Annotated in this window: 26 protein-coding genes, 1 tRNA gene and 1 pseudogene; 19 read left to right on the top strand and 9 right to left on the bottom strand. The window is 66.9% G+C overall.

Annotated elements, in window-relative coordinates; all coding sequences use genetic code 11:
- The first annotated feature begins 358 nt into the window (after nucleotides 1-358).
- The 5 genes from FGL98_RS19920 (at nucleotide 359) to FGL98_RS19905 (ending at nucleotide 3,788) form a co-directional block, all read left to right on the top strand.
- A complete protein-coding gene (locus tag FGL98_RS19920) occupies nucleotides 359-916 on the top strand; it encodes a type IV toxin-antitoxin system AbiEi family antitoxin domain-containing protein (RefSeq protein WP_146319756.1) in 558 nt (185 codons plus the stop codon).
- On the top strand, nucleotides 913-1,776 hold the full coding sequence (locus tag FGL98_RS19915; RefSeq protein WP_146319754.1) for a nucleotidyl transferase AbiEii/AbiGii toxin family protein: 864 nt from the start codon (nucleotides 913-915) through the stop codon (nucleotides 1,774-1,776). The genes FGL98_RS19920 and FGL98_RS19915 overlap by 4 nt, the downstream gene beginning before the upstream one ends.
- A gap of 729 nt (nucleotides 1,777-2,505) precedes the next feature.
- Entirely contained in the window at nucleotides 2,506-2,694 is a 189-nt protein-coding gene (locus FGL98_RS19910) for a helix-turn-helix domain-containing protein (protein ID WP_146319752.1), read from the top strand.
- A gap of 279 nt (nucleotides 2,695-2,973) precedes the next feature.
- Nucleotides 2,974-3,038: transfer RNA gene (locus FGL98_RS25540), tRNA-Ile, on the top strand.
- Between the two features lie 141 nt (nucleotides 3,039-3,179).
- Nucleotides 3,180-3,788, top strand: a complete 609-nt coding sequence (locus FGL98_RS19905; protein ID WP_146319750.1) for a flavin reductase family protein — start codon at nucleotides 3,180-3,182, stop codon at nucleotides 3,786-3,788.
- A gap of 67 nt (nucleotides 3,789-3,855) precedes the next feature.
- On the opposite strand, the gene FGL98_RS19900 is transcribed toward FGL98_RS19905, so the two are convergent.
- Nucleotides 3,856-4,575 carry an alpha/beta hydrolase gene (locus FGL98_RS19900; RefSeq protein ID WP_146319748.1) on the bottom strand — a complete coding sequence of 240 codons (720 nt, stop codon included), beginning with the start codon at nucleotides 4,573-4,575 and terminating at the stop codon, nucleotides 3,856-3,858.
- A 190-nt stretch (nucleotides 4,576-4,765) separates the two neighbouring features.
- Here FGL98_RS19900 and bluB point away from each other — a divergent pair, with 190 nt between their 5' ends.
- Entirely contained in the window at nucleotides 4,766-6,538 is a 1,773-nt protein-coding gene (gene bluB / locus FGL98_RS19895; protein ID WP_146319746.1) for a 5,6-dimethylbenzimidazole synthase, read from the top strand.
- A 302-nt stretch (nucleotides 6,539-6,840) separates the two neighbouring features.
- Entirely contained in the window at nucleotides 6,841-7,632 is a 792-nt protein-coding gene (locus FGL98_RS19890; RefSeq protein ID WP_146319744.1) for an SGNH/GDSL hydrolase family protein, read from the top strand.
- A 51-nt stretch (nucleotides 7,633-7,683) separates the two neighbouring features.
- On the opposite strand, the gene FGL98_RS19885 is transcribed toward FGL98_RS19890, so the two are convergent.
- The gene (locus FGL98_RS19885; RefSeq protein ID WP_146319742.1) at nucleotides 7,684-8,745 is read right to left on the bottom strand and encodes an alpha/beta fold hydrolase; all 1,062 of its coding nucleotides are present in this window, start codon (nucleotides 8,743-8,745) and stop codon (nucleotides 7,684-7,686) included.
- A gap of 97 nt (nucleotides 8,746-8,842) precedes the next feature.
- On the opposite strand from FGL98_RS19885, the gene FGL98_RS19880 reads away from it, so the two are divergent.
- The 6 genes from FGL98_RS19880 to FGL98_RS19855 all read left to right on the top strand — a co-directional run bounded on the left by FGL98_RS19880 (nucleotide 8,843) and on the right by FGL98_RS19855 (nucleotide 12,719).
- Entirely contained in the window at nucleotides 8,843-9,574 is a 732-nt protein-coding gene (locus tag FGL98_RS19880) for a hypothetical protein (RefSeq protein ID WP_146319740.1), read from the top strand.
- Between the two features lie 75 nt (nucleotides 9,575-9,649).
- Nucleotides 9,650-9,913 (top strand): hypothetical protein, encoded by a 264-nt coding sequence (locus FGL98_RS19875; RefSeq protein WP_146319738.1) that lies wholly within the window; start codon nucleotides 9,650-9,652, stop codon nucleotides 9,911-9,913.
- On the top strand, nucleotides 9,910-10,881 hold the full coding sequence (locus FGL98_RS19870) for an FAD:protein FMN transferase (RefSeq protein ID WP_146319736.1): 972 nt from the start codon (nucleotides 9,910-9,912) through the stop codon (nucleotides 10,879-10,881). The genes FGL98_RS19875 and FGL98_RS19870 overlap by 4 nt, the downstream gene beginning before the upstream one ends.
- A complete protein-coding gene (locus tag FGL98_RS19865; RefSeq protein WP_146319734.1) occupies nucleotides 10,878-11,441 on the top strand; it encodes a ferric reductase-like transmembrane domain-containing protein in 564 nt (187 codons plus the stop codon). The genes FGL98_RS19870 and FGL98_RS19865 overlap by 4 nt, the downstream gene beginning before the upstream one ends.
- Nucleotides 11,438-12,520, top strand: a complete 1,083-nt coding sequence (locus tag FGL98_RS19860; protein ID WP_146319732.1) for an NADH-ubiquinone oxidoreductase-F iron-sulfur binding region domain-containing protein — start codon at nucleotides 11,438-11,440, stop codon at nucleotides 12,518-12,520. Before FGL98_RS19865 ends, FGL98_RS19860 begins: the two co-directional genes overlap by 4 nt.
- Entirely contained in the window at nucleotides 12,507-12,719 is a 213-nt protein-coding gene (locus FGL98_RS19855) for a ferredoxin (RefSeq protein ID WP_146319730.1), read from the top strand. Before FGL98_RS19860 ends, FGL98_RS19855 begins: the two co-directional genes overlap by 14 nt.
- Nucleotides 12,720-12,721: 2 nt before the next feature.
- Here the strand turns inward: FGL98_RS19855 and FGL98_RS19850 are convergent, their stop codons facing one another.
- Nucleotides 12,722-13,084: a HAMP domain-containing histidine kinase gene (locus FGL98_RS19850; RefSeq protein WP_146319728.1), complete on the bottom strand. Its 363-nt coding sequence runs from the start codon at nucleotides 13,082-13,084 to the stop codon at nucleotides 12,722-12,724.
- Nucleotides 13,051-13,209, bottom strand: a pseudogene (locus FGL98_RS27220) (hypothetical protein); the annotation flags it as partial. The pseudogene FGL98_RS27220 and the gene FGL98_RS19850, both read right to left, overlap by 34 nt.
- 208 nt (nucleotides 13,210-13,417) lie before the next feature.
- Here FGL98_RS27220 and FGL98_RS19840 point away from each other — a divergent pair.
- Nucleotides 13,418-13,603, top strand: a complete 186-nt coding sequence (locus FGL98_RS19840; RefSeq protein WP_146319726.1) for a hypothetical protein — start codon at nucleotides 13,418-13,420, stop codon at nucleotides 13,601-13,603.
- On the opposite strand, the gene FGL98_RS19835 is transcribed toward FGL98_RS19840, so the two are convergent.
- Entirely contained in the window at nucleotides 13,590-14,003 is a 414-nt protein-coding gene (locus FGL98_RS19835; RefSeq protein ID WP_146319724.1) for a hypothetical protein, read from the bottom strand. The two genes, FGL98_RS19840 and FGL98_RS19835, sit on opposite strands and share 14 nt — an antisense overlap.
- Complete coding sequence (locus FGL98_RS19830; protein WP_425461012.1) at nucleotides 14,000-14,194, bottom strand: winged helix-turn-helix domain-containing protein; 195 nt, start codon at nucleotides 14,192-14,194, stop codon at nucleotides 14,000-14,002. Before FGL98_RS19830 ends, FGL98_RS19835 begins: the two co-directional genes overlap by 4 nt.
- On the opposite strand from FGL98_RS19830, the gene FGL98_RS26500 reads away from it, so the two are divergent.
- Nucleotides 14,183-14,341, top strand: a complete 159-nt coding sequence (locus tag FGL98_RS26500; RefSeq protein ID WP_246136657.1) for a hypothetical protein — start codon at nucleotides 14,183-14,185, stop codon at nucleotides 14,339-14,341. The two genes, FGL98_RS19830 and FGL98_RS26500, sit on opposite strands and share 12 nt — an antisense overlap.
- Before the next feature lie 229 nt (nucleotides 14,342-14,570).
- Here the strand turns inward: FGL98_RS26500 and FGL98_RS19825 are convergent, their stop codons facing one another.
- Nucleotides 14,571-14,861, bottom strand: coding sequence for a YrhK family protein (locus FGL98_RS19825; RefSeq protein WP_146319720.1), 291 nt, complete (start codon nucleotides 14,859-14,861; stop codon nucleotides 14,571-14,573).
- A 375-nt stretch (nucleotides 14,862-15,236) separates the two neighbouring features.
- On the opposite strand from FGL98_RS19825, the gene FGL98_RS19820 reads away from it, so the two are divergent.
- From FGL98_RS19820 to FGL98_RS19805, 4 genes are all read left to right on the top strand, one after another.
- On the top strand, nucleotides 15,237-15,698 hold the full coding sequence (locus FGL98_RS19820; RefSeq protein WP_146319718.1) for a hypothetical protein: 462 nt from the start codon (nucleotides 15,237-15,239) through the stop codon (nucleotides 15,696-15,698).
- Between the two features lie 111 nt (nucleotides 15,699-15,809).
- Entirely contained in the window at nucleotides 15,810-16,436 is a 627-nt protein-coding gene (locus FGL98_RS19815) for a gluconate 2-dehydrogenase subunit 3 family protein (RefSeq protein ID WP_222432286.1), read from the top strand.
- Nucleotides 16,433-18,148, top strand: a complete 1,716-nt coding sequence (locus tag FGL98_RS19810; RefSeq protein WP_146319714.1) for a GMC family oxidoreductase — start codon at nucleotides 16,433-16,435, stop codon at nucleotides 18,146-18,148. The genes FGL98_RS19815 and FGL98_RS19810 overlap by 4 nt, the downstream gene beginning before the upstream one ends.
- An 8-nt stretch (nucleotides 18,149-18,156) precedes the next feature.
- Nucleotides 18,157-19,215, top strand: a complete 1,059-nt coding sequence (locus FGL98_RS19805; RefSeq protein ID WP_146319712.1) for a tellurite resistance/C4-dicarboxylate transporter family protein — start codon at nucleotides 18,157-18,159, stop codon at nucleotides 19,213-19,215.
- Here FGL98_RS19805 and FGL98_RS19800 read toward each other — a convergent pair.
- Both FGL98_RS19800 and FGL98_RS19795 read right to left on the bottom strand, forming a co-directional pair.
- Entirely contained in the window at nucleotides 19,178-20,284 is a 1,107-nt protein-coding gene (locus tag FGL98_RS19800; protein ID WP_146319710.1) for an enolase C-terminal domain-like protein, read from the bottom strand. The two genes, FGL98_RS19805 and FGL98_RS19800, sit on opposite strands and share 38 nt — an antisense overlap.
- A gap of 107 nt (nucleotides 20,285-20,391) precedes the next feature.
- Nucleotides 20,392-20,868, bottom strand: coding sequence for a MarR family transcriptional regulator (locus tag FGL98_RS19795; protein ID WP_186526269.1), 477 nt, complete (start codon nucleotides 20,866-20,868; stop codon nucleotides 20,392-20,394).
- Nucleotides 20,869-21,008 lie beyond the last annotated feature (140 nt).

The raw sequence follows: 21,008 nt of genomic DNA, 5'->3' as shown, positions 1-21,008 counted from the left end.
CCAGATGCTCACGCAATACCGCATAGCGCCGCTCCACCGACTCCACCGCCTGCGCCATCACTGCCATAGCACGAGCGTAGAGCCCTCAAAGCATAAAACCTAGGTTATTCTGACGCGAATCCTAATCGGCTTTGTCGCGGGGCCGCGTGAGTGCACTCAAGGTTGCCCACAGTGGGCGCCCGCCGGAGCCGGCCTGGCCTGCCACCTGGTGGGGAAATGCCGGAACACCGTTTCGGCGAAGACCGCACGGCGAGCAGCCTTCGGTCGCGCCGGCCGGTAGTAATCCAGCCTGACCGAAACCGTGGACAGATAGTATTATCTGTAGACGTTTCGAACCCTCGCCAGAAAGGTGCTGACTGTGGACACGCTGACGCCCAAGCAGGCGGAACAGCTCGGCATGTCCAAGAGCGGCCTCTACCGCGCCACGCGGGACGGGCGCTTCGAACGGATCGCTCGCGGCATCTACCGCGACCGGAACGCTCCCACGGCCGACTGGGACTGGATCGAGGCCGCCACTCGCCGCCCGGAAGCGACCATCTGCCTGACGTCGGCGCTCGCCCTCTACGACCTGACGGACACCATCCCCCACACGCTCGACATTGCCATCCCCCGCGGTTCCCGTATCCCCACCACTGAGGCGGCTATCGAGTGGCACCTGTTCGACCGACAGACCTTCGACCTGGGGCGGACCGAAATCGATATCACCGGTTCAAGTCTCAGGATCGGGATCTACTCACCTGAGCGGTGTATCGCTGATGCGTTTCGAATGCGGGGCGCCGTCGGATACGAGCTCGGCCGCGACGCATTACGCGAATGGCTTCGACGCGGCGGCAAACCGGCCCATCTGATGGAGATCGCCTCGCGGATCCCTCGCAGCAAGGGTCCACTGCTGCGCACCTTAGAGGCGATCGGATGAGCACCGGCGAGCAGATCTACCGCGCGCTCCAGACCAAGGCTCGCTCCGACGCGGCGTCGCATGGAACTGCCACCCCGACGGCTGAGTATCTGAGCAGACATGCGCTGGAGTCATTCTTGTTCAGGCTCACCTGCACCGAGCACGCCGACTCCTTCGTCCTGAAGGGCGGAATCCTGCTCGCGGCGTACGGGGTGCGCCGGCCGACCAAGGATGTCGACGCCGAAGCAGTCAGCGCTTCCGTCACACCCGACCAAATCATTCGGGTCGTCCACGACATCGCTGCGGTGGACGTCGAAGACGGCCTCACCTTCGACCTCGAGACCATCACCGTTCAGGAGATCCGCGAGCGGGCCGAATACCCCGGACTTCGGCTGCGCGTCAACGTCAGGATCGGCTCGTGGAAGGGCGTGGCCGCATGGGACATCTCGACCGGAGACCCGATCGTCCCTATGCCACACACGGTCACGATCCCCCGCCTGCTCGGCGCCAACATCGAAGTCACCGGCTACCGCCCCGAGACCGTGATCGCCGAGAAGGGCGTCACCATCTTGGAGCGCGGCACCACCAGCACCCGATGGCGCGACTACCTCGACATCGTGCAGCTCGCCGCGCAATACGCCATCGATCGCGCCGAGCTGCGCCGGTCCGCCGAGGCAGTCGCCCAGTTTCGCAAGGTTGACCTGAAACCCATCCGCCCAGTGGTAAAGGACTACGGCGACACCGCCCAGGTCAAGTGGGCCGCGTGGCGGCGCAAGGAAGGCTTTGAGGAGTTCAGCGCAGAGAACCTCGACGATCAGATGGTCCTGGTCGCTGAGATCCTCGACCCTGTGTTCGGGCAAGCGCTCAACGAGCCCGGATAGCACGCCGCTTGCGTGTGGGCATCACGGTTTTGGGGACGTAGGGGACTTAGGGCCCTGACCTGGGCAAACGCGACCTTGAGGACGATGGAGACGTGCCGTCTGAGCAACCCGTGAGGACGTGTTAAAGGACGTCCCCGCAATAATCAGCGGCGCTGACATGGCGGGCTGCCGGAGGCTCGATGCCCTGAGCGCGACGATGGCGCGTGGCCGCCCGCACAGCATCGACAGACCCGAATCGCCTGGGGTCGTGGATGTTTGGGTGAGTCAGGCAGCGCGCCGCCGGCCGAGGATGAGCCGGTCCGGGTCGTGGACTGGGTGGGCACGGAGCACACGTGCTCGGATCTCCACGCGGGCCGCCGTCTCGTCCGCAAGTCGCTGCAGGCACTGGCGGCCGATGCCCCCGGTTACCCATGGCTTCCGTCGTGAACATGTCCGTGCACGAGTTGCCGGGCCCCTTTGGTGGACCGAGGTGATCGACGTGAATGAGCCGACATGCCTGTCGTCGCGGGCAGGATGGCGAGGCTTGCATCCTACCCACCGGTCCGTGGCCGGCCGGGACTGCGCGTCGGTCACCGTGCGCCGCCAGTGCGATGTCACGACAGATCCGTCGAACAGTGGGCTCACTCATGCTCCCGGTGACCGGGCAGATCTCGCCGAAGTAAGCGTCCGTGGCGAAGCTGACACCACTCACATCGCTGGCCACCTCACCGCGGCAGAACGGTCCGCGACATGACCACCAGCTACCTCTCCCCCGCGCAGATCGCCAAGGTGCTCGGCGTCCACCCAGAAACGGTCGGCACCTGGATCCGCACTGGCTACCTCCCAGCGGTCAACCTCTCCCCGAGCAAACGCCGTGCCTGCTGGCGGATCAGCGAGGATGAGTTGGCCAAGTGGGTAGCCAACCGCTCGGCCGCATGAACCTCCGGCCCTCTTGATCCGCTACCAATGAACCGGGCCGAGGTCGTTCCATCGTCCGCCGAGATCCACGTCGCGGCGACCGCCTCGCGACCGGCGTCTCGCGAGGCTACTGACCCGAACGCCAGGACGAGCGGACGGTACCTCGGCCTCTTCGCCGGGACCTTGCGACCGGTCTGTTTTCGCCGGCAGGCCATCCTTCCACCTGTCCCCGACGGACCACATTCTCGCTCAGACTGCCACTCACTGTGTCACCATTGTGTCACGCGGTTACATTTATGCAGGTCAGCGGCCTTCACAGCGGACTCATAATCCGTCGGTCCTGGGTTCAAGCCCCAGCCGCCCCACTCATATCTACGCACGTCAGAAGGCCATACCCCAACTCTGGCTCCTCCATGGCTCCTCCATGGCCCCTCCGGCGTCCCCTTGAGGCTGCCGGTAGGCGCGTCTGCCTTGGAGCGGCGGCGGTTCTCTGCTGACATAGACGGGTGACCGAACACTTCTACCGTCCCGCGGACGGCCACCGGCTGCCGCACGACCCCTTCAACTCCATCGTCGCGCCGCGCCCGATCGGCTGGATCGGGACGCTGGACGCGCAGGGTCGACGCAACCTCGCCCCGTACAGCTTCTTCAACGCGCTCAACTACATCCCGCCACTGGTGGGTTTCTCCAGCAACGGCTGGAAGGGGACCGTGGCCAACGTCGACGCGACGCGCGAGTTCACCTGGAACCTCGCCACCCGTTCGCTGGCCGAGCAGATGAACGCGACCTCAACCACCGAGGACATCGATGAATTCGAGGCGGCCGGGCTCGAGGCCGGAGCCTCGCTGGAGGTGAAGGCGCCGCGTGTGGCGGCGGCGCCAGTCACCTTCGAGTGCCGAGTCACCCAGATCATCGAACTGCAGACTGCCGCGGGTGATGCCACCGGGTCCTGGTTCACGGTCGGTGAGGTGGTAGGCGTGCACATCGACGAGGACCTGCTCGTGGACGGCATCTACGACACGGCTCGTGCGCAGCCGATCCTGCGGGCAGGTGGCCCAACAGCCTACTTCGGCATCGACACCAGCAACCGTTTCGACATGCGCCGCCCGACCTGACGCGACTGCTCAGGTCCGAGTCGCGCACTCGCTGCGCAGCGTTGCTCTAGCTACAGAACGCGCCAGTTCAACGTCCGAACGCCCAGGCAATCATGAGGGGGAACTCGTCCGCCCAGAAGCGGCCCCCGTGGTTGCCGACTCGCTGCGTCATCACGACGTCCGCGCCGGCATCGCGCAGGGCGTCCGCCCACCGGCTCGCGTTCTCGAGGAAGAACGGTTCCAGCGTGCCGGCGACGAGATAGGTGCGCGGCAACCGGCTCGGCATCACAGCAGGCGGCCGGTAGCCGGCTCCCGGCGAGGCGGAGAAGACCACCCCGTAGACGTCCGGATGGCGGAGCCCCATGGCCAGTGAGAGCTCCCCGCTCGCCGACACACCACCCACCGCTGTGCGTTCGGGCGGCAGCGCGACACCGAAGCGGGACCGCACCCATTGGCGGACGTCCTCGACGAAGAATCTCTCGTGCGCGGCGAAACGGTGTTCGTCGAACGACGGCGAGTACTCATGGATGCGCACCATCTCATCCTCGTCGGCCGTCGGGTAGGCACCGACGATCATCGTCGACGGTACGTCGGCCGCCTCCAGGTAGCCGCCCCAATGCGAGATCAGCTGGCCGTCGCCGGCGAACACGACCCCCTCGGGCGGATCCGGCGGTACGTACACAGTGACTCGCCGCCCACCGTCATAATCAAAGGCCTCGGACACGAGTTCGCCCGCTATCGCGTCGGCTCGCGGTGGTTCTGGCTCAGCTTCGGAATCGTTCGCGCCGCCGGTCGCTTGACGAACCATGCCCGCACCTCGATCACTCGAATGTTTCGATGGGCAATCAGTCTTAGCACCACGATGCCACCGAACCGCTCGGGTGCTGCAGATGTGATGTCTCCGCGGCCACCAGAGGTACGGGATCAGACGCTCGTGGGTTTGAGCGTAGAGGCGATCGGGCTCGCCCGTCCCAGCCGTGACGGGTAGCGTGCGCACCATGCCTTGGCCGCGCCCCGTCCCACTCATCGGTGACCAGACCTCCGCCGCACAGCGCGCAACCGATCCGGCGGGGTGGGCACTGGACCCGGCTACGAACGAGTCTCTGGACACCGTGGTCGGCGCCCGTCGAGACATCCGCAGGTTCCGGCCCGACCCGGTGCCACCGCACGTCCTACGGGACATTCTGGCGGCCGGCCACCGGGCACCGTCCGTCGGGCACTCGCAGCCATGGCGATTCATCGTCGTGCAGGAGCAGACCACCCGTGATCATGCTGCTCGGCTTGCGGACCGTGAACGCCTGCGCCAGGCGAACGGGCTCACTCCCGACCGTCGTGCCCGGCTGCTCGACCTCAAGCTCGACGGCATCCGAGACGCCCCGCTCGGCGTCGTCGTAGCCTGCGACCGACGCACAGCGCCCGGCGGTGTGCTCGGACGTGCCAGCTTCCCAGACACGGACCTGTGGAGCTGCGCCTGCGCCATCGAGAACATCTGGCTGACCGCCCGCGCGCGAGGTCTTGGCCTCGGCTGGGTGACACTGTTCCAACCGGCCGACCTGGCGCGCCTGCTGCATCTGCCCGACGGTGTGGAGACACTTGGGTGGCTGTGCCTCGGCTGGCCGGACGAGCGGCCACCGTCGCCGGGCCTGGAGCGGCACGGCTGGTCCAAACGTGCGCCGCTCGAGGAGGTGGTGCTTGCCGAACGATGGCCGGATGGTGGCGAGCCGGCCGCGCCGGCCTCGCATCTCGCCGCATCGCCGGAGCGGCAGGTCGTTGACCCAGCCGTCCGCACGCCCCACGTGACCGCGCCGGATCAGGGGCAGGTCGTAGCGGCCCGTGACAGCGGCGCACGGCTGCTCAGCGTGCCCGGTTCGCTCGGAGTGCTGGACACGGCCGCCGACCGAGTGCTTGCACTCACCCCCACCCAACCCGTCGGCGGCACTGTGGTGCTTGCCGCGGGGAACCACCCGGTCACTCGCCACCGGATCTCCGCCTACGACCCATCGGTCACGGGCGAGGTGCTGGATGCGGCACGCAACGGGGTCAGCCTCGGCGCCAGCACCGCACGTGCCGCCGGACTTGCCTCGAAGGTGGTGTATGCAGAATGCGCCGGGCCCGTCGGAGATCTCGTGACTGCCGACGCGATGAGCATCCACGACACGGAAGCGCTTGTCGCGCAGGGCACTTCCCTGGGCGAAGACCTGGCAACAGCGGGTCTCGTGTGCCTTGGCGAGGTCGGCGTCGGCAACACCACTGTCGCCTCCTGCCTACTGGCCGCGATGCTCGGCCTGAGCCCCGAGGATGCCATCGGCCTCGGCTCGGGGGCGGACACTGCCATGCTGGAACGCAAACGCGACGTCGTCACCGCGTCTTTGGCGCGCGCACGGACCGAGCACGCCGAGCGACTTCGGGACCCGATGACCCTCACTGCGGCTCTCGGTGGGCCCGAGATCGCGTTGCTGGTCGGGGTGGTGCTCGGCGCGGCGTCTCGGCGGGCACCCATCATCCTGGACGGACTGGTCACCTCGGTGGCTGCGCTGCTCGCGGTGCGGATGCAGCCCGCTGCGCAGAGCATGCTCATCGCCGGTCAGTGCAGCCGCGAGCGGGGACACCAGGCAGTGCTCACCGAGCTGGGCTTGGAACCGTTGCTGCAGCTACGGCTTCGAGCCGGCGAGGGCGTTGGCGCCGCCCTCGCCGCGCAGCTGCTGCTCACCGCGATCGGCGCACGGGCAACGTCGGCAGTTGTGGAGGATGACGCTGCGGCGACCCAGTAGCGGATGGCCATCGATGCCTGTTGCTCACTCGACGTGCACCGCAATACCCAACCTGTTCCGCCAGGCACCGGGCGGCTCACCGAATGAGTCGGGGTATGAAGTCGCCCGTTCCATACGGCGGCCACGGCGATGACGACGCACCGCAAGCGGATTGCTCTACGGGAGTTGGGTTCCGTCTGGCGCCACACCGAGGAGTGTTGCGCCACGGTCCGCTGCTGGCCTGTGGCTTGGTTTGTGGGGGTGCGCAAACGCCTCGAATGGTGGTAGACCTGGCATGTCCCACCCGGTGAAAGGCACCGACCATGCATCGACTCCGCTCCGCTCTCGTCGCACTACTCGCCTTGGTCATGGCCGTGATCGTGGCCGCCCCGGCGCAGGCCGCATCGCCCGCGAGTTACGTCGCGTTGGGTGATTCGTACTCCTCCGGAGTGGGTGCCGGTGGGAGCTATTCCGGGGGCAGCTGCGACAGGAGCAACAACGCGTATGCGGCGCTGTGGGCTGCTGCCCACCCGTCCGCCGCGTTCTTGTCGGTGGCCTGCTCGGGTGCGAGCACGTCGAGCGTGTTGAGCAGCCAGGTGCCCTCGCTGTCGGCGTCCACGACGTTGGTCAGCCTGACCGTAGGCGGCAATGACGTCGGCTTCGCCGCGGACATGTCCACCTGCGTCCTGAAGGGCACGAGCGCCTGCGTCAGCGCGGTCCAGGCGGCCGAGAACACCGCGACCTCGGTGCTGCCCGGCCGGCTCGCTTCCCTGTTTGCGGCCATTCACAGTGCCGCGCCATCGGCGAAGGTGGTGGTGCTGGACTACCCGGTGTTCTACAAACTGGGCGTCTGGTACTGCATCGGGTTGTCCAGCACGTCACGGGCCAAGATCGACCAGGGCATCAACCTGCTGGACGGAGTGCTGCGGGAGTCCGCTGCGAAGGCCGGCGTCACCTTCGTCGACGTCCGCAGCGCCTTCGTCGGACACCAGATCTGCAGCAGCAGCTCGTGGCTGCACTCCGTGGACTTCTTCGATCTCAGCGAGTCCTACCACCCCACGAGCACCGGCCAGTCCAGCGGCTACCTCCGGGCATTCTCCACCGCGGTAGGCTGACCCGCCCGGAGGGCGCGCTGCGAGGCAGTCGCCCGGTTACGGCTGACCGGGTCAGTTGGAGGTCGCGAGCAGTTCGCCGAGGTGCCGGTCGATCTGCGTCATGAAGGTCGGCGTGAGACTGAACAGGCCCAGATGTCCGGCAATGTCCTCGACGACGCGGAGCTCGCTGTTCTTGATCAGTCGTTGCTCGGGCTCGCAATCACGCGGCGGGAACAGCACGTCCTCGTCGATCGGCATGACGAACGTCTTCGCGGTGATCCGCCCCAGCGCCGCCGCGAGGTCTCCGTCGGTGTGGCGGCTGACGTCACCACGCTGCCACTTCCATGCCTGGGTGAGCAGGTCGTTGGGGTCCATGGCGGTGAAGTACGGCTCCAAGAATCCTTCGACGAATGCCTCCTTCGAGTCGAACTCCAGCGCACGCCACACTTCCTGCTTCCAGAACTCGCTGGAGAACCCGGTCAACGCCCAGACGTGCGCCTGTCTCTTGAGGCCAGCCTCCGCGTCCTCATTGGACTGGTACTCGCCACCGTTCCAGCCGGGATCGGACATGATGCTCTCACGGCAGTACTCGGCAATCAAAAAGTCGTGGGGTGTGTTCTTCGCGGTGCCGGCGATCGGCGCGGCCCGCAATACCTTGTCCGGGAAACGGACCGCCCACTCGTAGGTCTGCTGGGCACCCATGGAGCCACCGACCACGAGCTGGAGCTGCTCGATACCGAAGTGCTCGCGCAGCAACCGCTCCTGGGCAACCACGTCATCGCCGATGCGCACGCGTGGGAACTTCGACATCGTCAACGGGGCGTTCGCGCCATCGGCATTGTGCGGGGACGTCGACAGCCCACTGCCGATCTGGTCGACCGCGACGATGAAGTACCGCTCCGGATCCAGTGCATGGCCCGCGCCGACGTAGGCATCACGCCAGATCTGGTGAGTGCCCGAATACCAGGAGGTGATCAAGATCGCGTTGTCTTTCGCCTCGCTGAGCTCGCCGAACGTGGCCACCGCCAAGCGACAATCCGGGATCGAACCGCCCTCCTCGAGGTCGAGCGCTCCCACGCCCACGAGCTCGTAGTCACCGTGGAACTCGTGCGTGTAATACCCGTTGTTGATCATGATCGTCCTCCAGGCTCGTCCCACTCACTGATCAAAGCCTCTCACGATTCAGTGTGCGGCGCGCCGGCCGACGTCCACTGTGAGAGCGTCGTCAACGATGTCTCGCGACACTGGTGGGTATGACGCCGACGGACGGCCCGATCCTCGAGCAGCGCGCGCTCAGGTCGCGATCGAGGAGATCACCGGCCGCGCGACCCGGCGCGACCCGATCCTGCCGCGGACCGGAGGGCCCGCCGGCAACGCACGCCTGACCGCCTGGACGGGCCTGGTGCTGTTGGTCCTGCTGGCGGTCGAGGGGGCGACCCTGCTCGATATGCACGGTCTGATCAACTGGCACATCATCGTCGGATTGCTGCTCATCCCACCAGCTCTGCTCAAAGTAGGAACCACCGGCTGGCGGATCGCGCGCTATTACACCGGCGACACGGCCTACCGGCAGGCGGGCGCACCCCAAGCGGTGCTGCGCGTCCTTGGGCCCTTGGTCGTGCTCTTCACGTTGCTGCTGCTCGCCACGGGCCTGCTACTCACGATCGACGGCCCCGCGCAACGCGACAGCAGCGTCCTCGGACTTCCCTTCGGTGCGATGTTCTTGCATCAGGCGTCCTTCTTCGCGTGGCTGGTGGTCATGACCGTCCACGTCCTGGCGCGCACGATGAATGCAGCGAAGATCGTCAGCGGGCGGGCCGTCTCACGTGCCGCGGTCGCCGGCCGTGGGACGCGTGGCGCGGTGCTGCTGGCCATGGCCGGATCCAGCGTCGTGTTGGCAGTGCTGCTCGCGGGGCCATGGATCTCCAGGTGGTCGCAGACCGGGTTCCACTTCCGGCACTGAGTCATAGCCCACCCTGAGCAGGCTCATAGGTTGGGCCGCGACGCTGGAGATGTTCCCGAAGAGAAGGACAATCCGATGATTCCCACCCTCCGGCGCGCTCGGCGCCTCACTCGCGCCACTCTTGCCGTCAGCGCCGTCGCCACGGTCGCCGTCGTCGGCCACCTCGCGGCGGCGGCTCCAGCCAACGCCGCGAACACCGACACGCACACGAGCACCCGCGGTACGTCGGCCACCCCGTCCTCCACCTCGAGCCCCAAGCGGAGCAGCCTCAGCGCCGTCCCGAAGGCCAGCACACCCTCGGCAACGCAGTCGACCCAGGCCAGCACGCACACGTCATGACCGGTTCCCTGCAGCTGCGCGCAATCGGCGTCGACTGCCGGCTCGTGGTCACCCGACCGCAGGTCATGCATGTCGCCGGTCGGTTGATGGAGCAGCGTCTCGCCGACCTCGACGCAGCTGCCTCACGCTTCCGACCCGATTCCGAGGTCTCGGCGCTGGCGGCCCTACCGGCCACGCACCCGGGCACGCCCGTGACGGTCCCCGCGTCCGCCCTTCTCCGGTCCCTGGTCGACGACGCGCTCTGGGCGGCGGACGTGACCGACGGCCTCGTCGATCCCACCCTCGGCCGGGCGATGGAGCTCCTCGGGTATGACGCGGATCTGGCCGACGTCCTCGCCCGGCCCACGGGCGACGGGGCCTCGACAGGCCGCCCGGCGCGCACGAAGCCGTCGGCACGGTTCCGCAGCACGCTGGGTGAGCTGAGCGTGAACGACCGGGCCGGCACGATTACCGCGGCGGCCGGGACACTGATCGACCTCGGTGCGACCGGCAAGGCCTCGATGGCGGACCGGATCGCCCACGAGCTGGACAGCGAGTTGCCCGGTGGGTTCCTGGTCGGCCTCGGTGGAGACATCGCGGTCGCCGGCGCAGCGCCGACAGGCGGGTGGGCCATCGCGGTGGATGACGCCGACCGGACTGTGCCACACCGCATCTCGTTGACTACCCAAGGTGTTGCCACCTCCGGAACCAACCGGAGACGCTGGTCAGTCGGCGACCAGCCCCGGCACCACCTGCTCGACCCGACAACATGCCGGCCCGTGCGGCATACCTGGCAGCAGGTCACCTGCATCGCAGCCTCCGCGTTGGAGGCGAACACCGCAACGACTGCGGCCTGCGCTCTCGGCGACGCCGCGGTCGGCTGGCTGTCCGAGCGTCGCATTCCGGCACGGCTGGTCTCGGAGCGCGGCGTGGTGTTCTGCACGTCATGGTGGCCGCTGCCGGACCGCCTCGTCGGGTGGGCGTCATGAGCGGCGGTCTCTGGTACCTGTCACGCGCGACCGGAATCCTCAGCATCGTGCTGATGACGGCGGTCATCCTGCTGGGGCTGGTGCTGTCCGGGTCTCGCCGGACCGCCGTGACCCGGACTACGGTCATCCAGGGCGTGCACCGCAGCCTGTCGCTCGGCATGCTCACCTTCCTGGTGGTGCACATCGCGACCGCAATCCTCCAGACCTACGTGCGCATCAACCCGATCTCGGCCGTCGTCCCGTTCACCTCGAGCTATGGCCGGTTCACTGTCGGGCTGGGGACGCTGGCCTTCGACCTGCTGGCGGCCATCGTCGTGACGTCCCTGATGCGGCACCGGATGAGCGAACGGGTCTGGCGCATTGTGCACCGGGGCACCTTCGCGATGTGGCCATTGGCACTTTGGCACGGGGTTGCGTTGGGTACCTCGAACGAGCCACTGCTGCGCGGCACCACCATCGCGTGCGCGATCGTCGGCGGAGTCGCCTTGCTGTGGCGGCTGGCCGGCTCACACCACGACAACAATCGTCGCCGTGAGGTCTTGCGACAGGAGTGGACATGAACCTGGTGACGCTGCTGGACGACGCCGGTCTCACCGGCCGCGGAGGGGCGCAGTACCCCACGAGCGTCAAGCTCCAGGCCGCGATCGATCACCGCGCGGACCTGATCGTCAACGCGTGCGACGGCGAGATCGGGGCGCACAAGGACGCGTTCGTCGTCGCGGAGCACCTCGGTGAGCTGCAGCACGGTGCCGGGCTGATCGCCCGCCGGGTGCGCTGGGCGGCCCACCGGGGCAGCGAGACCGAGCGTCGGCTGAGCGATGCCGGTCTGCACGTGCTGTCCGCGCCTGCTCGTTACGTCGCGTCGGAGGAGTCATCGCTGGTCAGCCTGCTCCACAGTGGTCGAGCTCGCCCGGTGATGAGACAGGGTCCGGTCGTGGCTGGCGGCAGGGATTCTCGCGGTCGGAAGCTTCGACCCACGCTCGTGCTCAACGCCGAGACCGTATGGCGGATCAGTCAGATCGAGCGGAATGGTGCCCGTTGGTTTCGCAGCTACGGCACACCGAGCGAGCCGGGACCGCGCCTGGTGACGATTGGCGGCTCGGTCGAGTGGCCAGGAGTGTATGACGCGCAGGCCGGCACTCCGCTGAGGGAGCTTCTCGAGACCGCGGGGGCTAAGGACGTCCGGGCCGTCGGGATATCTGGGCTGAGTGGCGGCTGGCTGTCGAGGGACATCGCACGATCGGTGGCCTGGTCGGACGCCGGCCTCGCAGCACGCGGCCTGTCGACCGGATCGAGCATCGTATACGTGCTCGAGCGCCGGTCCTGCCCGCTGGACCATGTTGCGCGGATGACCACCTATGCGGCGGGCGAGTCGGCCGGCCAGTGCGGGCCCTGCATGTTCGGTCTGCCGGCGGTTGCCGGACAGCTCAGGAATCTTGCAGACGGTGTCCTGCCACCGGTCGAGATGCCCACGCTGCATCAGCGGCTGGGCATGCTCCCCGGCCGGGGAGCATGCCGGCATCCCGACGGCGTTTCGCGATTCGTGACGTCGGCGTTGGAGGTCTTCGCGGCCGATGTCGACGCACACCTGGCCGGCAGCTGCGCCGCGATGAGGGAGCGTGCCGGTGCGAGGCGTTAGGCCGGGCGAGCAGCAGGTCATCGTCGATCGGGTCGCCTGCACGGCTCATGGGGTGTGCGCGGTGGTCTCAAACGGGGCCGTCGAGCTCGACGAGTTCGGATACCCCGTGCAGTCGCGCATCACCCTTACTCGCGCTGAGGCGCATCCGCTCGTCCAGCAGTGCCCGGCCCGGGCGCTGATCCTCGCTCGTCATCAGTAACCTCACCCGTTGGGCAAAGCCGGTTCTGGCGGCAGCGTGACGGTCACCGTCGTGTCCCCCGGTGCGCTCGCGCAATGTCGAGCGACCCGTCGTGTGACTGGGCTGCTTCCTGGACGATCGCCAGGCCCAGCCCGGTGCACATTGGCCACGAGGTTGCCGACCATCCGCCGCAGCTGCTCCTCGTCACCGCGCACCAGCACCGGCGTCTCAGGAACGCTCAGCGCCCAATGATGGTCGGGTGCGGCGGTCCGTGCGTCGTCGAACGCGTCGAGCAGCTGCCGAGTCAGGTCGACGTCCTCACGTCGCTCCCGAACCTCTCGATCGAGTCGGGTCAGCAGTAGCAAATCGTTGACAATGCTTGCCATTCGGCCGGTTCGTCGGTGATTCGGCCCAGCGAGCGGTGCACTTGCTCGGGCAGCTCGGTCGACGACATGTATTCGCGGAGCAGCTCGGCGTGGCTACGTGCGACAGCCAGCGGGGTGCGCAGCTCGTGGCTCGCATGGCGGCGAAGTCACGCAACCGCTGCTCACTCTTGTCCCGTTGCTCGAGGGCGAGGTCGACGTGCCCGAGCATCGCGTTCATCGCCTGCCCGACCTGAGCGACCTCGGTCGGCTCGTCGAGCTCTTCGGCGCGCACCTCGATCCGGCTCTGACCGACTCCAACGGCAGCTGCGTGACTCGACGGGCGACGGTGGCAAGGTGTTGCAGCGGACGCATCGAACGGCGCACGGCGATCGCGCCAAGGCCGGCAACAAGCAGGACGGCCGCAGCAAGGACGAGGCCTCGAGAGTGATCCGCTCGCGGATCGTGTGGTTGACCCGCTCCTGGGGCACGGCCGTGATCAGCTGGTCACCTCCCGAGATCGGGGTGATCAGCACGCGGTAGTCGCCGAGTGACGGGAGGCGCGCGGTCCTTGGGCGCCGCGCTGACGCCACCCTGCGCACGGCGGTCCGGTCGGCAGCCGTAGGCAGATGATCACCGTCAAGGTCGGCCGCCACCACCAGGTCGGTGATCGCTCCGTGCGCGACCTCGCCAGTGATCGTGCCCGGCGGGAGCCCCGTGTCGACGGGTCCGCGATTGTCGGCGTCGTGGTCGTTGTCTCCGGGTGGGTCATGAGTGAGACGTTGTGGGCGGCCGCCTGGGCCAGCTCGGTGTCGAGCTGGCCCATTAAAAGCGCGCGGATGCCGATCGTGCCGGCTACCCCGGCGATCGTGCCGGCGCAAAGTACGAGCGTGGCGAGCAGCAGGGCCAGCCGAGAGGTGAGCGTCCTGGGTCGCAGCCTCATGCGAGTGGTGGGCGCATCACGTAGCCTTCGCCACGAACAGTGTGGATCAACGGTTCTCGACCACTGTCGACCTTCTTGCGCAGGTAGCTCACATACAGCTCGACGACGTGCGCGGCCCCGTCGAAGTCCGCGCCCCAGACCTTGCGCAGCAGCTCGTCCTTCGACAGCACCCGGCGCTGATGCTCGGCCAGGTAACGCAGCAGCGCGAACTCGGTTGCGGTGAGGCTCAGCAGCTCTTGGGCGCGACGTGCCTCGTGCGCGTCGACATCGATAGCCAGATCGGCGACCTGCTACAGGCTGCCCTGCCGTTGCCGCAGGAGACCGGCGCGACGCATTGAGCCGGACGACCTCGGTCGCCTGACCGACCGTGCCTACGCTCTGGGCGTCCCATCCGCGAATGGAGAAGGCGGATACCAACACTTCGGCGAGGCCGGCCTCGTCCTCCACGACCAGGACCCGGAGCTTGCGACCATCGGCCGCCAGCGGAGCCCCGGGCGCCATACGGTCCGCCTCCGCTCAGCGGGATCGAACAGGTCGCCGGTCAGCGACGCGACGATCCGCAGCGGCTCAGAAGTCCATGGCGGACGATGCATACTTCGAGTCACCGCGCACCTTGGCCACGTGCACCTTGCGAGCCAGGCGGATGATGGGGCGGATAATCATCTCGACGCTGCCTGCCAGGAACAGCCAGATGGCCGCCGTGCTCGTGGACGCCGAAAAGAACAAGATGCTGCCGACGATGAACCACGTCCCGACCAGGATGTCGTTGGCGATGCTGAGAGCCTCGTAGCGTTGGCGGATTACCAGCTCGTCGTGACCGATCCGAAAGGTGAGGTCGGTCCGATCAGCGGTAGACATGAGCTCTCCTCAGGGGAACTTGCCCCAATTCTCAGACACGGAGGTGGATGACGCTGCTGCCGAGAGTGTAGCCTCGGGTGCTGTCTCGTAGCCGTTCGGTGACGGATGGATCGCACACGACCCGAAGCCTTCTCCCGCGATCGGCACGGTCACCGAGGGGCTCGTCGCTTCAGATTGCGCTACAGCACCCGTTGCGCCACTATGCTTGTTGTAAGGCAATGATCATCTCCGTGACCGCCGGCTCATTCTGGTCAGGTCCTGGCGCACTGCCGCCGGGCATCGGTTGCGATGAGAACGAGGAGAACCTGTGCGATCGTCGGTCAAGTCTCAGCCACCGCAGGCCGCGTGTCACCGCTCACAAGACGGCGTGCGCCGATGAGCGCGCAGGGGTTGGCCTCACCGGTCAGCGAGCATCTGCTGGACAGGCTGCTGGTCAATGTCGAGTACGGCCGGTTCGAGCGCACCCTGTCGGGGCTGACTGCGTTCGCCGCCGTGGTGACCTGCTCGGAGGTCTACCTGGAGCACTACAAGGCCAGCTTCGGAAACAAGGCCATGTGGAGTCCGATCGCCGTGACCCCACCACTTGTGGTGGCCGGCATCGGCGGCGTATTCAGCAAGAAGTGGGCCAAGACGGCCCTGCCGATCACCTCCGCAATCTTTATGCTCAACGGAATGGCCGGCGAGTACTACCACGCCCGTGGAGTCGCTCGAAAACCCGGCGGCTTCTCGCTGTGGACCTACAACCTGCCGATGGGCCCACCGATCTCGGCGCCGGGGCTGATGGCCATGGTCGGCGGCATGGGCCTGTTGGCTTCCGTGCTTCGTCGCGAGAAGTAGGCCTTGGTGCCCGACTTCCGCAAACCATCCCACCTACCGAATCTGCGCTCCGACGGCCAGCCACCGCACCCTTCTTGGCTGCCCCGTCAACGGGTCGGCATCAGTCCGCAGATGATTGGCCGATACCCCGACTTCGACGTGATGTCCGCGGTCGACACCTGGGATCACGCGACGAAGAAGGTGGTCCTGGCTCGCCTGGAGCCCAGCGGACCGATGAGATTCTTCGACACCGAGCAGGAGAAGACCCTGCGAGCGTTCTGCGATGTGGTGCTCGCACAGGACAGCGAGCCACGGGTGCCGGTGGCCGAGTCCATCGACGAGAAGATGGCGTCGGGTCAGTTGGACGGCTACCAGTACGCCGACATGCCCGATGACCGCGAGACGTGGAAGGCCGTGCTGGGCGGCCTCGACCAGACGGCGGGTGCGCGTGGTGGGCACAGTTTCGCCGAAGCGACGCTCGCCGACCAGGAAGCCATCATCGAAGACTTCTCGACGGGCAAGCTGTCCGGCGGCATCTGGGATCAGCTGGATCCGAAGCGAGCCTGGAGCGTTTGTATGCGCGCCGTCCTTTCGGGCTTCTACTCCCACCCGTGGGCCTGGAACGAGATCGGTTTCGGCGGCCCCGCCTACCCCCGCGGGTTTATGCGCCTGGGGCCCACCAGCACCACCGAGCCATTCGAGAAACACGGCTCGACCAGCGAAGATCCAGCCGACGTCGTCAAGGGGAGTCATTCATGAGCGATCTGCTGCGTGGCCTCCTCAAGGGCGCGGTCGGACCTACGGACAACGACTCCCGATTCTTGCTGGACGTGCACTCGCGCGAACTCCCCGGCGAGGACACCATGCGCCGATACGCTCCCAACGACGAGGTCGACCTCGTGGTCATCGGTGCCGGCGCAGGGGGCTCAGTGCTGGCCCAGCGGCTGGCCCGTCAGGGTTGGCAGGTCGTCATCCTGGAGGCCGGGCCGTTCTGGCACCCTGACGAGGACTGGGTCTCCGATGAGGCCGGCTCACACGGTTTGTACTGGACCCAGAAGCGGATCATCGGCGGATCGGACCCGATCGAGCTGGGCAAGAACAACTCCGGCCGCGGCGTCGGCGGCTCAATGGTTCACTATGCGGGATATACACCACGGTTTCACCCTTCGGACTTCTCCACGATGACCGACGACGCGGTCGGCGCCGACTGGCCGATCCGATACGAGGACATCCGCCCGCATTACGAACAGGTCGAGGCGGAACTGCCTGTGGCAGGCCAGAACTGGCCGTGGGGACACCCACACAAGTACCCGTTCTCACCGCACCCGGTCTCCGGGGCCGCGTCCCGGCTGTGGGAGGGTGCTCGACGCATGGGCATCGAGATGCGGGTCGGCCCGGTGGGCATCGTCAACGGCACGTTCGGCAATCGCCCGCACTGCATCTACCGTGGCTACTGCCTGCAGGGTTGCAAGGTCAACGCCAAGGCCAGCCCCTATGTCACGCACCTGCCGGACGCGCTGTCGCACTCCGTCGAGATCCGAGCCAACTGTATGGCGTCGCGCGTCGAGATCGACCAGTCCACCGGCAAGGCGACGGGCGTGGTCTATCACCAGGAGATCGGTGGGCAGGAAGTCCTGCAGCGCGCGAAATTTGTTGCCGTCGCGGGCTACTCGATCGAGACCCCGCGCCTGCTGCTGAACTCCACGTCGTCGCGCTTCCCGAACGGACTGTGCAACAACGAAGACCAGGTCGGGCGGTACATCATGGTCCAGGGCGCCAGCCAGACCGCTGGTCGATTCCCCGACGAGCTTCGGATGTACAAAGCCCCGCCACCGGAGATCTCCTCCGAGCAGTTCTACGAGACCGACTCCTCGCGCGGCTTCAAGCGCGGCTTCTCCATCCAAACCGTGTCGCCGCTGCCGATCGGTTGGGCCGAGCACGTGCTGGCCGACGGTCACTGGGGGCGAGCAATGCGCGAGTACATGCGCGACTACAACCACTGGGCCACGATCGGGGTGCTGAACGAGTTACTGCCTCAACCGGACAACAGGATCACCATCGCCGACGAGACCGACCCGTACGGCATACCGATCGCCCGGATGGACTACTCGCTGTGCGACAACGACCGCGCCAATGTGGCCTACTCCACGAAGATCATCACGGACATCCTGCATGCTGCCGGCAGCCAGGACGTGCTGACGATCCATCGCTATGCGCACCTGGTAGGCGGCGCGCGCATGGGCTCCACCCCGAGCAACAGCGTGATCGATGCCAATCAACGCAGTTGGGCAGTGCCGAACCTGTTCATCGCAGACGGGTCAGCGTGCCCGACACAGGGCTCGGCCAATCCGGCGCTGACGATCATGGCGCTGGCATCCCGGCTCGCGCAGCAGATGGCCTCAGGGGCAGCGATGAGCGATGATGCGGTGGTCCGAGCCGGCAGAGGAGCCAGCGAACCGGCTCGGCGGTAGGAGCCTGCGTGATCAAGCGTCTCGACCTTCCTCCTGACGTGTTCGCAGTGGTGATGGCGACCGGGATCGTCGCGATTGCCGCCCGCGACCACAGGTACAACGCGATCGACGACTCCCTCACCGCCGTCGCGGTCCTCGCGTTCATCGTCTTGTCGTTCGCCGCGGCGTGGCACCTTCTGCGCGCTCCGGTTCAGGCCGTCCGTCAGGCCCGTTCTCCCGAGGTTGCCATGTCGTCGTTCGCCTTTGTCGCGGCGTGTGCGGTGCTCGCTGCTCGGTTGACGGGGCAGCACGTCGTGACACAGATCCTGGGCGGCGCAGCGGTGCTCGGCTGGCTTGTCCTCGCCCCGTTAGCCACCAGCGACGTTCGCTCACGACCGATCCGCGGCTTGCGTCAGAATGCGCACGGCGGGTGGCTGCTGCCCAGCGTCGCCACTGCCGGCCTGGCGATCACCGCGGCCGGCCTTGCAGCGCAGCATCGCTGGGGCGGCTGGATCGTGCTCGCTGTCATCGCCTGGCTGCTGGCGATATTGCTCTACGCCACGATCGCCGGGCTGATTGTGAGCCGTGCGATCTCGCAGCGCGTGCACCCGGCGCAGGTGACCCCAGACAGCTGGATCTTGATGGGTGCGCTCGGGATAGCCGCCCTCGCGGGAGCTAAGATCTTGCACGACCTGAGCACGACCGGGCAGTACGAGTGGATGACGTCCATCGCACGTCCGCTCACCCTGATCGCCTGGGTCCTCGCCAGTGCGTGGATCCCCGTGCTGCTCTACGCCGAGATGTGGAGCGTCGATCATCGCCGGGGCGCGATGCGGTTCGGCAAGGCTTGGTGGTCCGCAGTGTTCCCGCTCGGAATGTATGCGACCGCGACCCAGGCAACCGCGACAGCACTCGATCTGCCCGCGCTGCACACCGTCTCGCTGGTGCTCTTCTGGAACGCCTTCGCGGTCTGGGTCCTCGTCGCGGTCGGACTGGTGCGCTGGTCGTTCACCACGCTGACCGACTCCACCCAGACCGACACCGGCCCGATCAGCCAACGCGGTACGGCTGCGCGTCGGACTCCTTGAGCTCAAGGCCCAGCCCTGGTTTTTCCTGATCGGGATGCATCGCCCCGCCCTGCGGCGACAGCGCGCCGGCGAAGACGAGATCCTCGATCCGCACGTGGTCGTGGAAGTACTCCAGGTGCGCGAGATTGGGCACCGACGCGGCGACGTGCGCGTGCAAGTTCGGCGCGCAGTGGCCGGACACTGACAGTCCGGCGGCGGCGGCCACCGCCGCGACCCGGACCCATTCGGTGATGCCGCCGCACCGGGTCACATCGACCTGCAGGCAGTCCACGGCCTGCGCCGCGACCATCCGAGCGAAATAGACCAGATCGAAGCCGTATTCGCCCGCAGTAACATCGACCAACAGCTGGTCCCGCACTTCTTTCAGGCCCACCAGATCGTCGGAGGAGACCGGTTCCTCGAACCAGCGCACGTCACACTGTGCCATTTGCTCACCCACGCGGATGGCCTGCTTGCGGGTGTAGCCGCCGTTGGCGTCGACGAAGAGTTCAACATCCGGTCCGATCACCTCGCGGCACAGCGCGATACGCGACAGATCCCGCGCAACATCATTTCCCCACGACTGTCCGATCTTGATCTTCACCCGCGGCAGCTGCCACTCCCCCACCCACTGGGCCAGCTGCTCACGCGTGGCCCGCTCGTCGTACGTCGTGAACCCGCCGCTGCCGTATACCGGCACGTCGGGGTGCACCACGCCCAGTAGCCGACACACGGGGGTGTCGAGCAGCTTGCCCTTGAGGTCCCACAGCGCCGTGTCCACCGCGCTGATTGCGCATGACACGACTCCGGGACGGCCCAGGTTGCGAATCTGGCGGACCATTGCCTCCCACGCCCCATTGACGTCCATCACGGGGCGACCGGAAATGGCACCGGCGAGCACGCCATCGATCAGCGTCTTGCAGGCCGCTCCGGCGTAGGTATACCCGATCCCCCAGTGTGCACCGCTGCGGATCTCGACCAGGATCATTGTCGTGTCGGACCAGGCCAGGGTGCCATCTGCTTCGGGCTGGTCGGTCGGAAACGTGTAGGTCTTCACGACGACCTGATCGATGGTTGGTTCTTCACGCATCGCGCACCTGCCGAACGGAGCACCGGTTCTCGCTAACAGTTGTCATGCGTCAACTGTATTGTCCAGCCACCGCACTGGCTAGCGAGGTCGCCGCGAACTCCAGACTCTTAAGCCTCCCTGTTGCGCGGCTCCCTGTTGTGCGCGGTCGCCTCGCTGAACGCAGTCAAACCCTTGAGCAGTGCTCGCCGAGCCGGCACGCTCATCTCCTCCAGCACGGACGCGAAGTCCTCACGCCGGATCCGCGCGAAAGAGTCCAACCGGTGACGGCCTTCGACGGTCAACCGCAAGGTGATCTCCCGGCGACTGCCGACACTCGTCTCTCGCTCGACCAATCCGGCCGCTTCCAGCCGATCGCACAGCCTGCTGGCCGACGACGGGATCGTGCGCACTGCGCGTGCGAGCTGGGTGAGGTTCATCGAGCCGTGCTGCTCCAACACGGTCAGCACCCGCACCTGCAGCGGCGGGATGCGCGGTGTGACCCAGTCTTCGGCGCGGTCCCAGAGCAGGACCAGGTCGTGAGCGCTGGCCATCACGTCGTCCGCATCGGGGACGACGCTCGTTACGTGATTGACAGTCCGGGCCATCACTACTCCAAGCATCTACGATCCACTCCGGAGTTCTCGTCACCGGAAACGTTCAGGTTCTGGATCTACTCTACGCCGAGCCGTAGACTACCGCTCAGTATCAGCAATGGCCCGCAAATGGTCTGGCTCGGGAGTTTCAC

This window comes from Leekyejoonella antrihumi (assembly GCF_007845645.1).
Classification (GTDB): Bacteria; Actinomycetota; Actinomycetes; order Actinomycetales; family Dermatophilaceae; genus Leekyejoonella; species Leekyejoonella antrihumi.
The sequence above is the reverse complement of the archived record's forward strand: the minus strand, read 5'-3'. Positions and strand labels throughout refer to the sequence as shown.

Bases quoted from the DNA above. Each gene is read 5' to 3' on its own strand.
- FGL98_RS19915 (WP_146319754.1), top strand. From the start codon at position 913: ATGAGCACCGGCGAGCAGATCTACCGCGCGCTCCAGACCAAGGCTCGC.
- FGL98_RS19910 (WP_146319752.1), top strand. From the start codon at position 2,506: ATGACCACCAGCTACCTCTCCCCCGCGCAGATCGCCAAGGTGCTCGGC.
- FGL98_RS19900 (WP_146319748.1), bottom strand. From the start codon at position 4,575: ATGGTTCGTCAAGCGACCGGCGGCGCGAACGATTCCGAAGCTGAGCCA.
- bluB (WP_146319746.1), top strand. From the start codon at position 4,766: ATGCCTTGGCCGCGCCCCGTCCCACTCATCGGTGACCAGACCTCCGCC.
- FGL98_RS19890 (WP_146319744.1), top strand. From the start codon at position 6,841: ATGCATCGACTCCGCTCCGCTCTCGTCGCACTACTCGCCTTGGTCATG.
- FGL98_RS19885 (WP_146319742.1), bottom strand. From the start codon at position 8,745: ATGATCAACAACGGGTATTACACGCACGAGTTCCACGGTGACTACGAG.
- FGL98_RS19880 (WP_146319740.1), top strand. From the start codon at position 8,843: ATGTCTCGCGACACTGGTGGGTATGACGCCGACGGACGGCCCGATCCT.
- FGL98_RS19875 (WP_146319738.1), top strand. From the start codon at position 9,650: ATGATTCCCACCCTCCGGCGCGCTCGGCGCCTCACTCGCGCCACTCTT.
- FGL98_RS19870 (WP_146319736.1), top strand. From the start codon at position 9,910: ATGACCGGTTCCCTGCAGCTGCGCGCAATCGGCGTCGACTGCCGGCTC.
- FGL98_RS19865 (WP_146319734.1), top strand. From the start codon at position 10,878: ATGAGCGGCGGTCTCTGGTACCTGTCACGCGCGACCGGAATCCTCAGC.
- FGL98_RS19860 (WP_146319732.1), top strand. From the start codon at position 11,438: ATGAACCTGGTGACGCTGCTGGACGACGCCGGTCTCACCGGCCGCGGA.
- FGL98_RS19850 (WP_146319728.1), bottom strand. From the start codon at position 13,084: ATGGCAAGCATTGTCAACGATTTGCTACTGCTGACCCGACTCGATCGA.
- FGL98_RS19835 (WP_146319724.1), bottom strand. From the start codon at position 14,003: ATGAGGCTGCGACCCAGGACGCTCACCTCTCGGCTGGCCCTGCTGCTC.
- FGL98_RS26500 (WP_246136657.1), top strand. From the start codon at position 14,183: ATGCTCGGCCAGGTAACGCAGCAGCGCGAACTCGGTTGCGGTGAGGCT.
- FGL98_RS19825 (WP_146319720.1), bottom strand. From the start codon at position 14,861: ATGTCTACCGCTGATCGGACCGACCTCACCTTTCGGATCGGTCACGAC.
- FGL98_RS19820 (WP_146319718.1), top strand. From the start codon at position 15,237: ATGAGCGCGCAGGGGTTGGCCTCACCGGTCAGCGAGCATCTGCTGGAC.
- FGL98_RS19815 (WP_222432286.1), top strand. From the start codon at position 15,810: ATGATTGGCCGATACCCCGACTTCGACGTGATGTCCGCGGTCGACACC.
- FGL98_RS19810 (WP_146319714.1), top strand. From the start codon at position 16,433: ATGAGCGATCTGCTGCGTGGCCTCCTCAAGGGCGCGGTCGGACCTACG.
- FGL98_RS19800 (WP_146319710.1), bottom strand. From the start codon at position 20,284: ATGCGTGAAGAACCAACCATCGATCAGGTCGTCGTGAAGACCTACACG.
- FGL98_RS19795 (WP_186526269.1), bottom strand. From the start codon at position 20,868: ATGGCCCGGACTGTCAATCACGTAACGAGCGTCGTCCCCGATGCGGAC.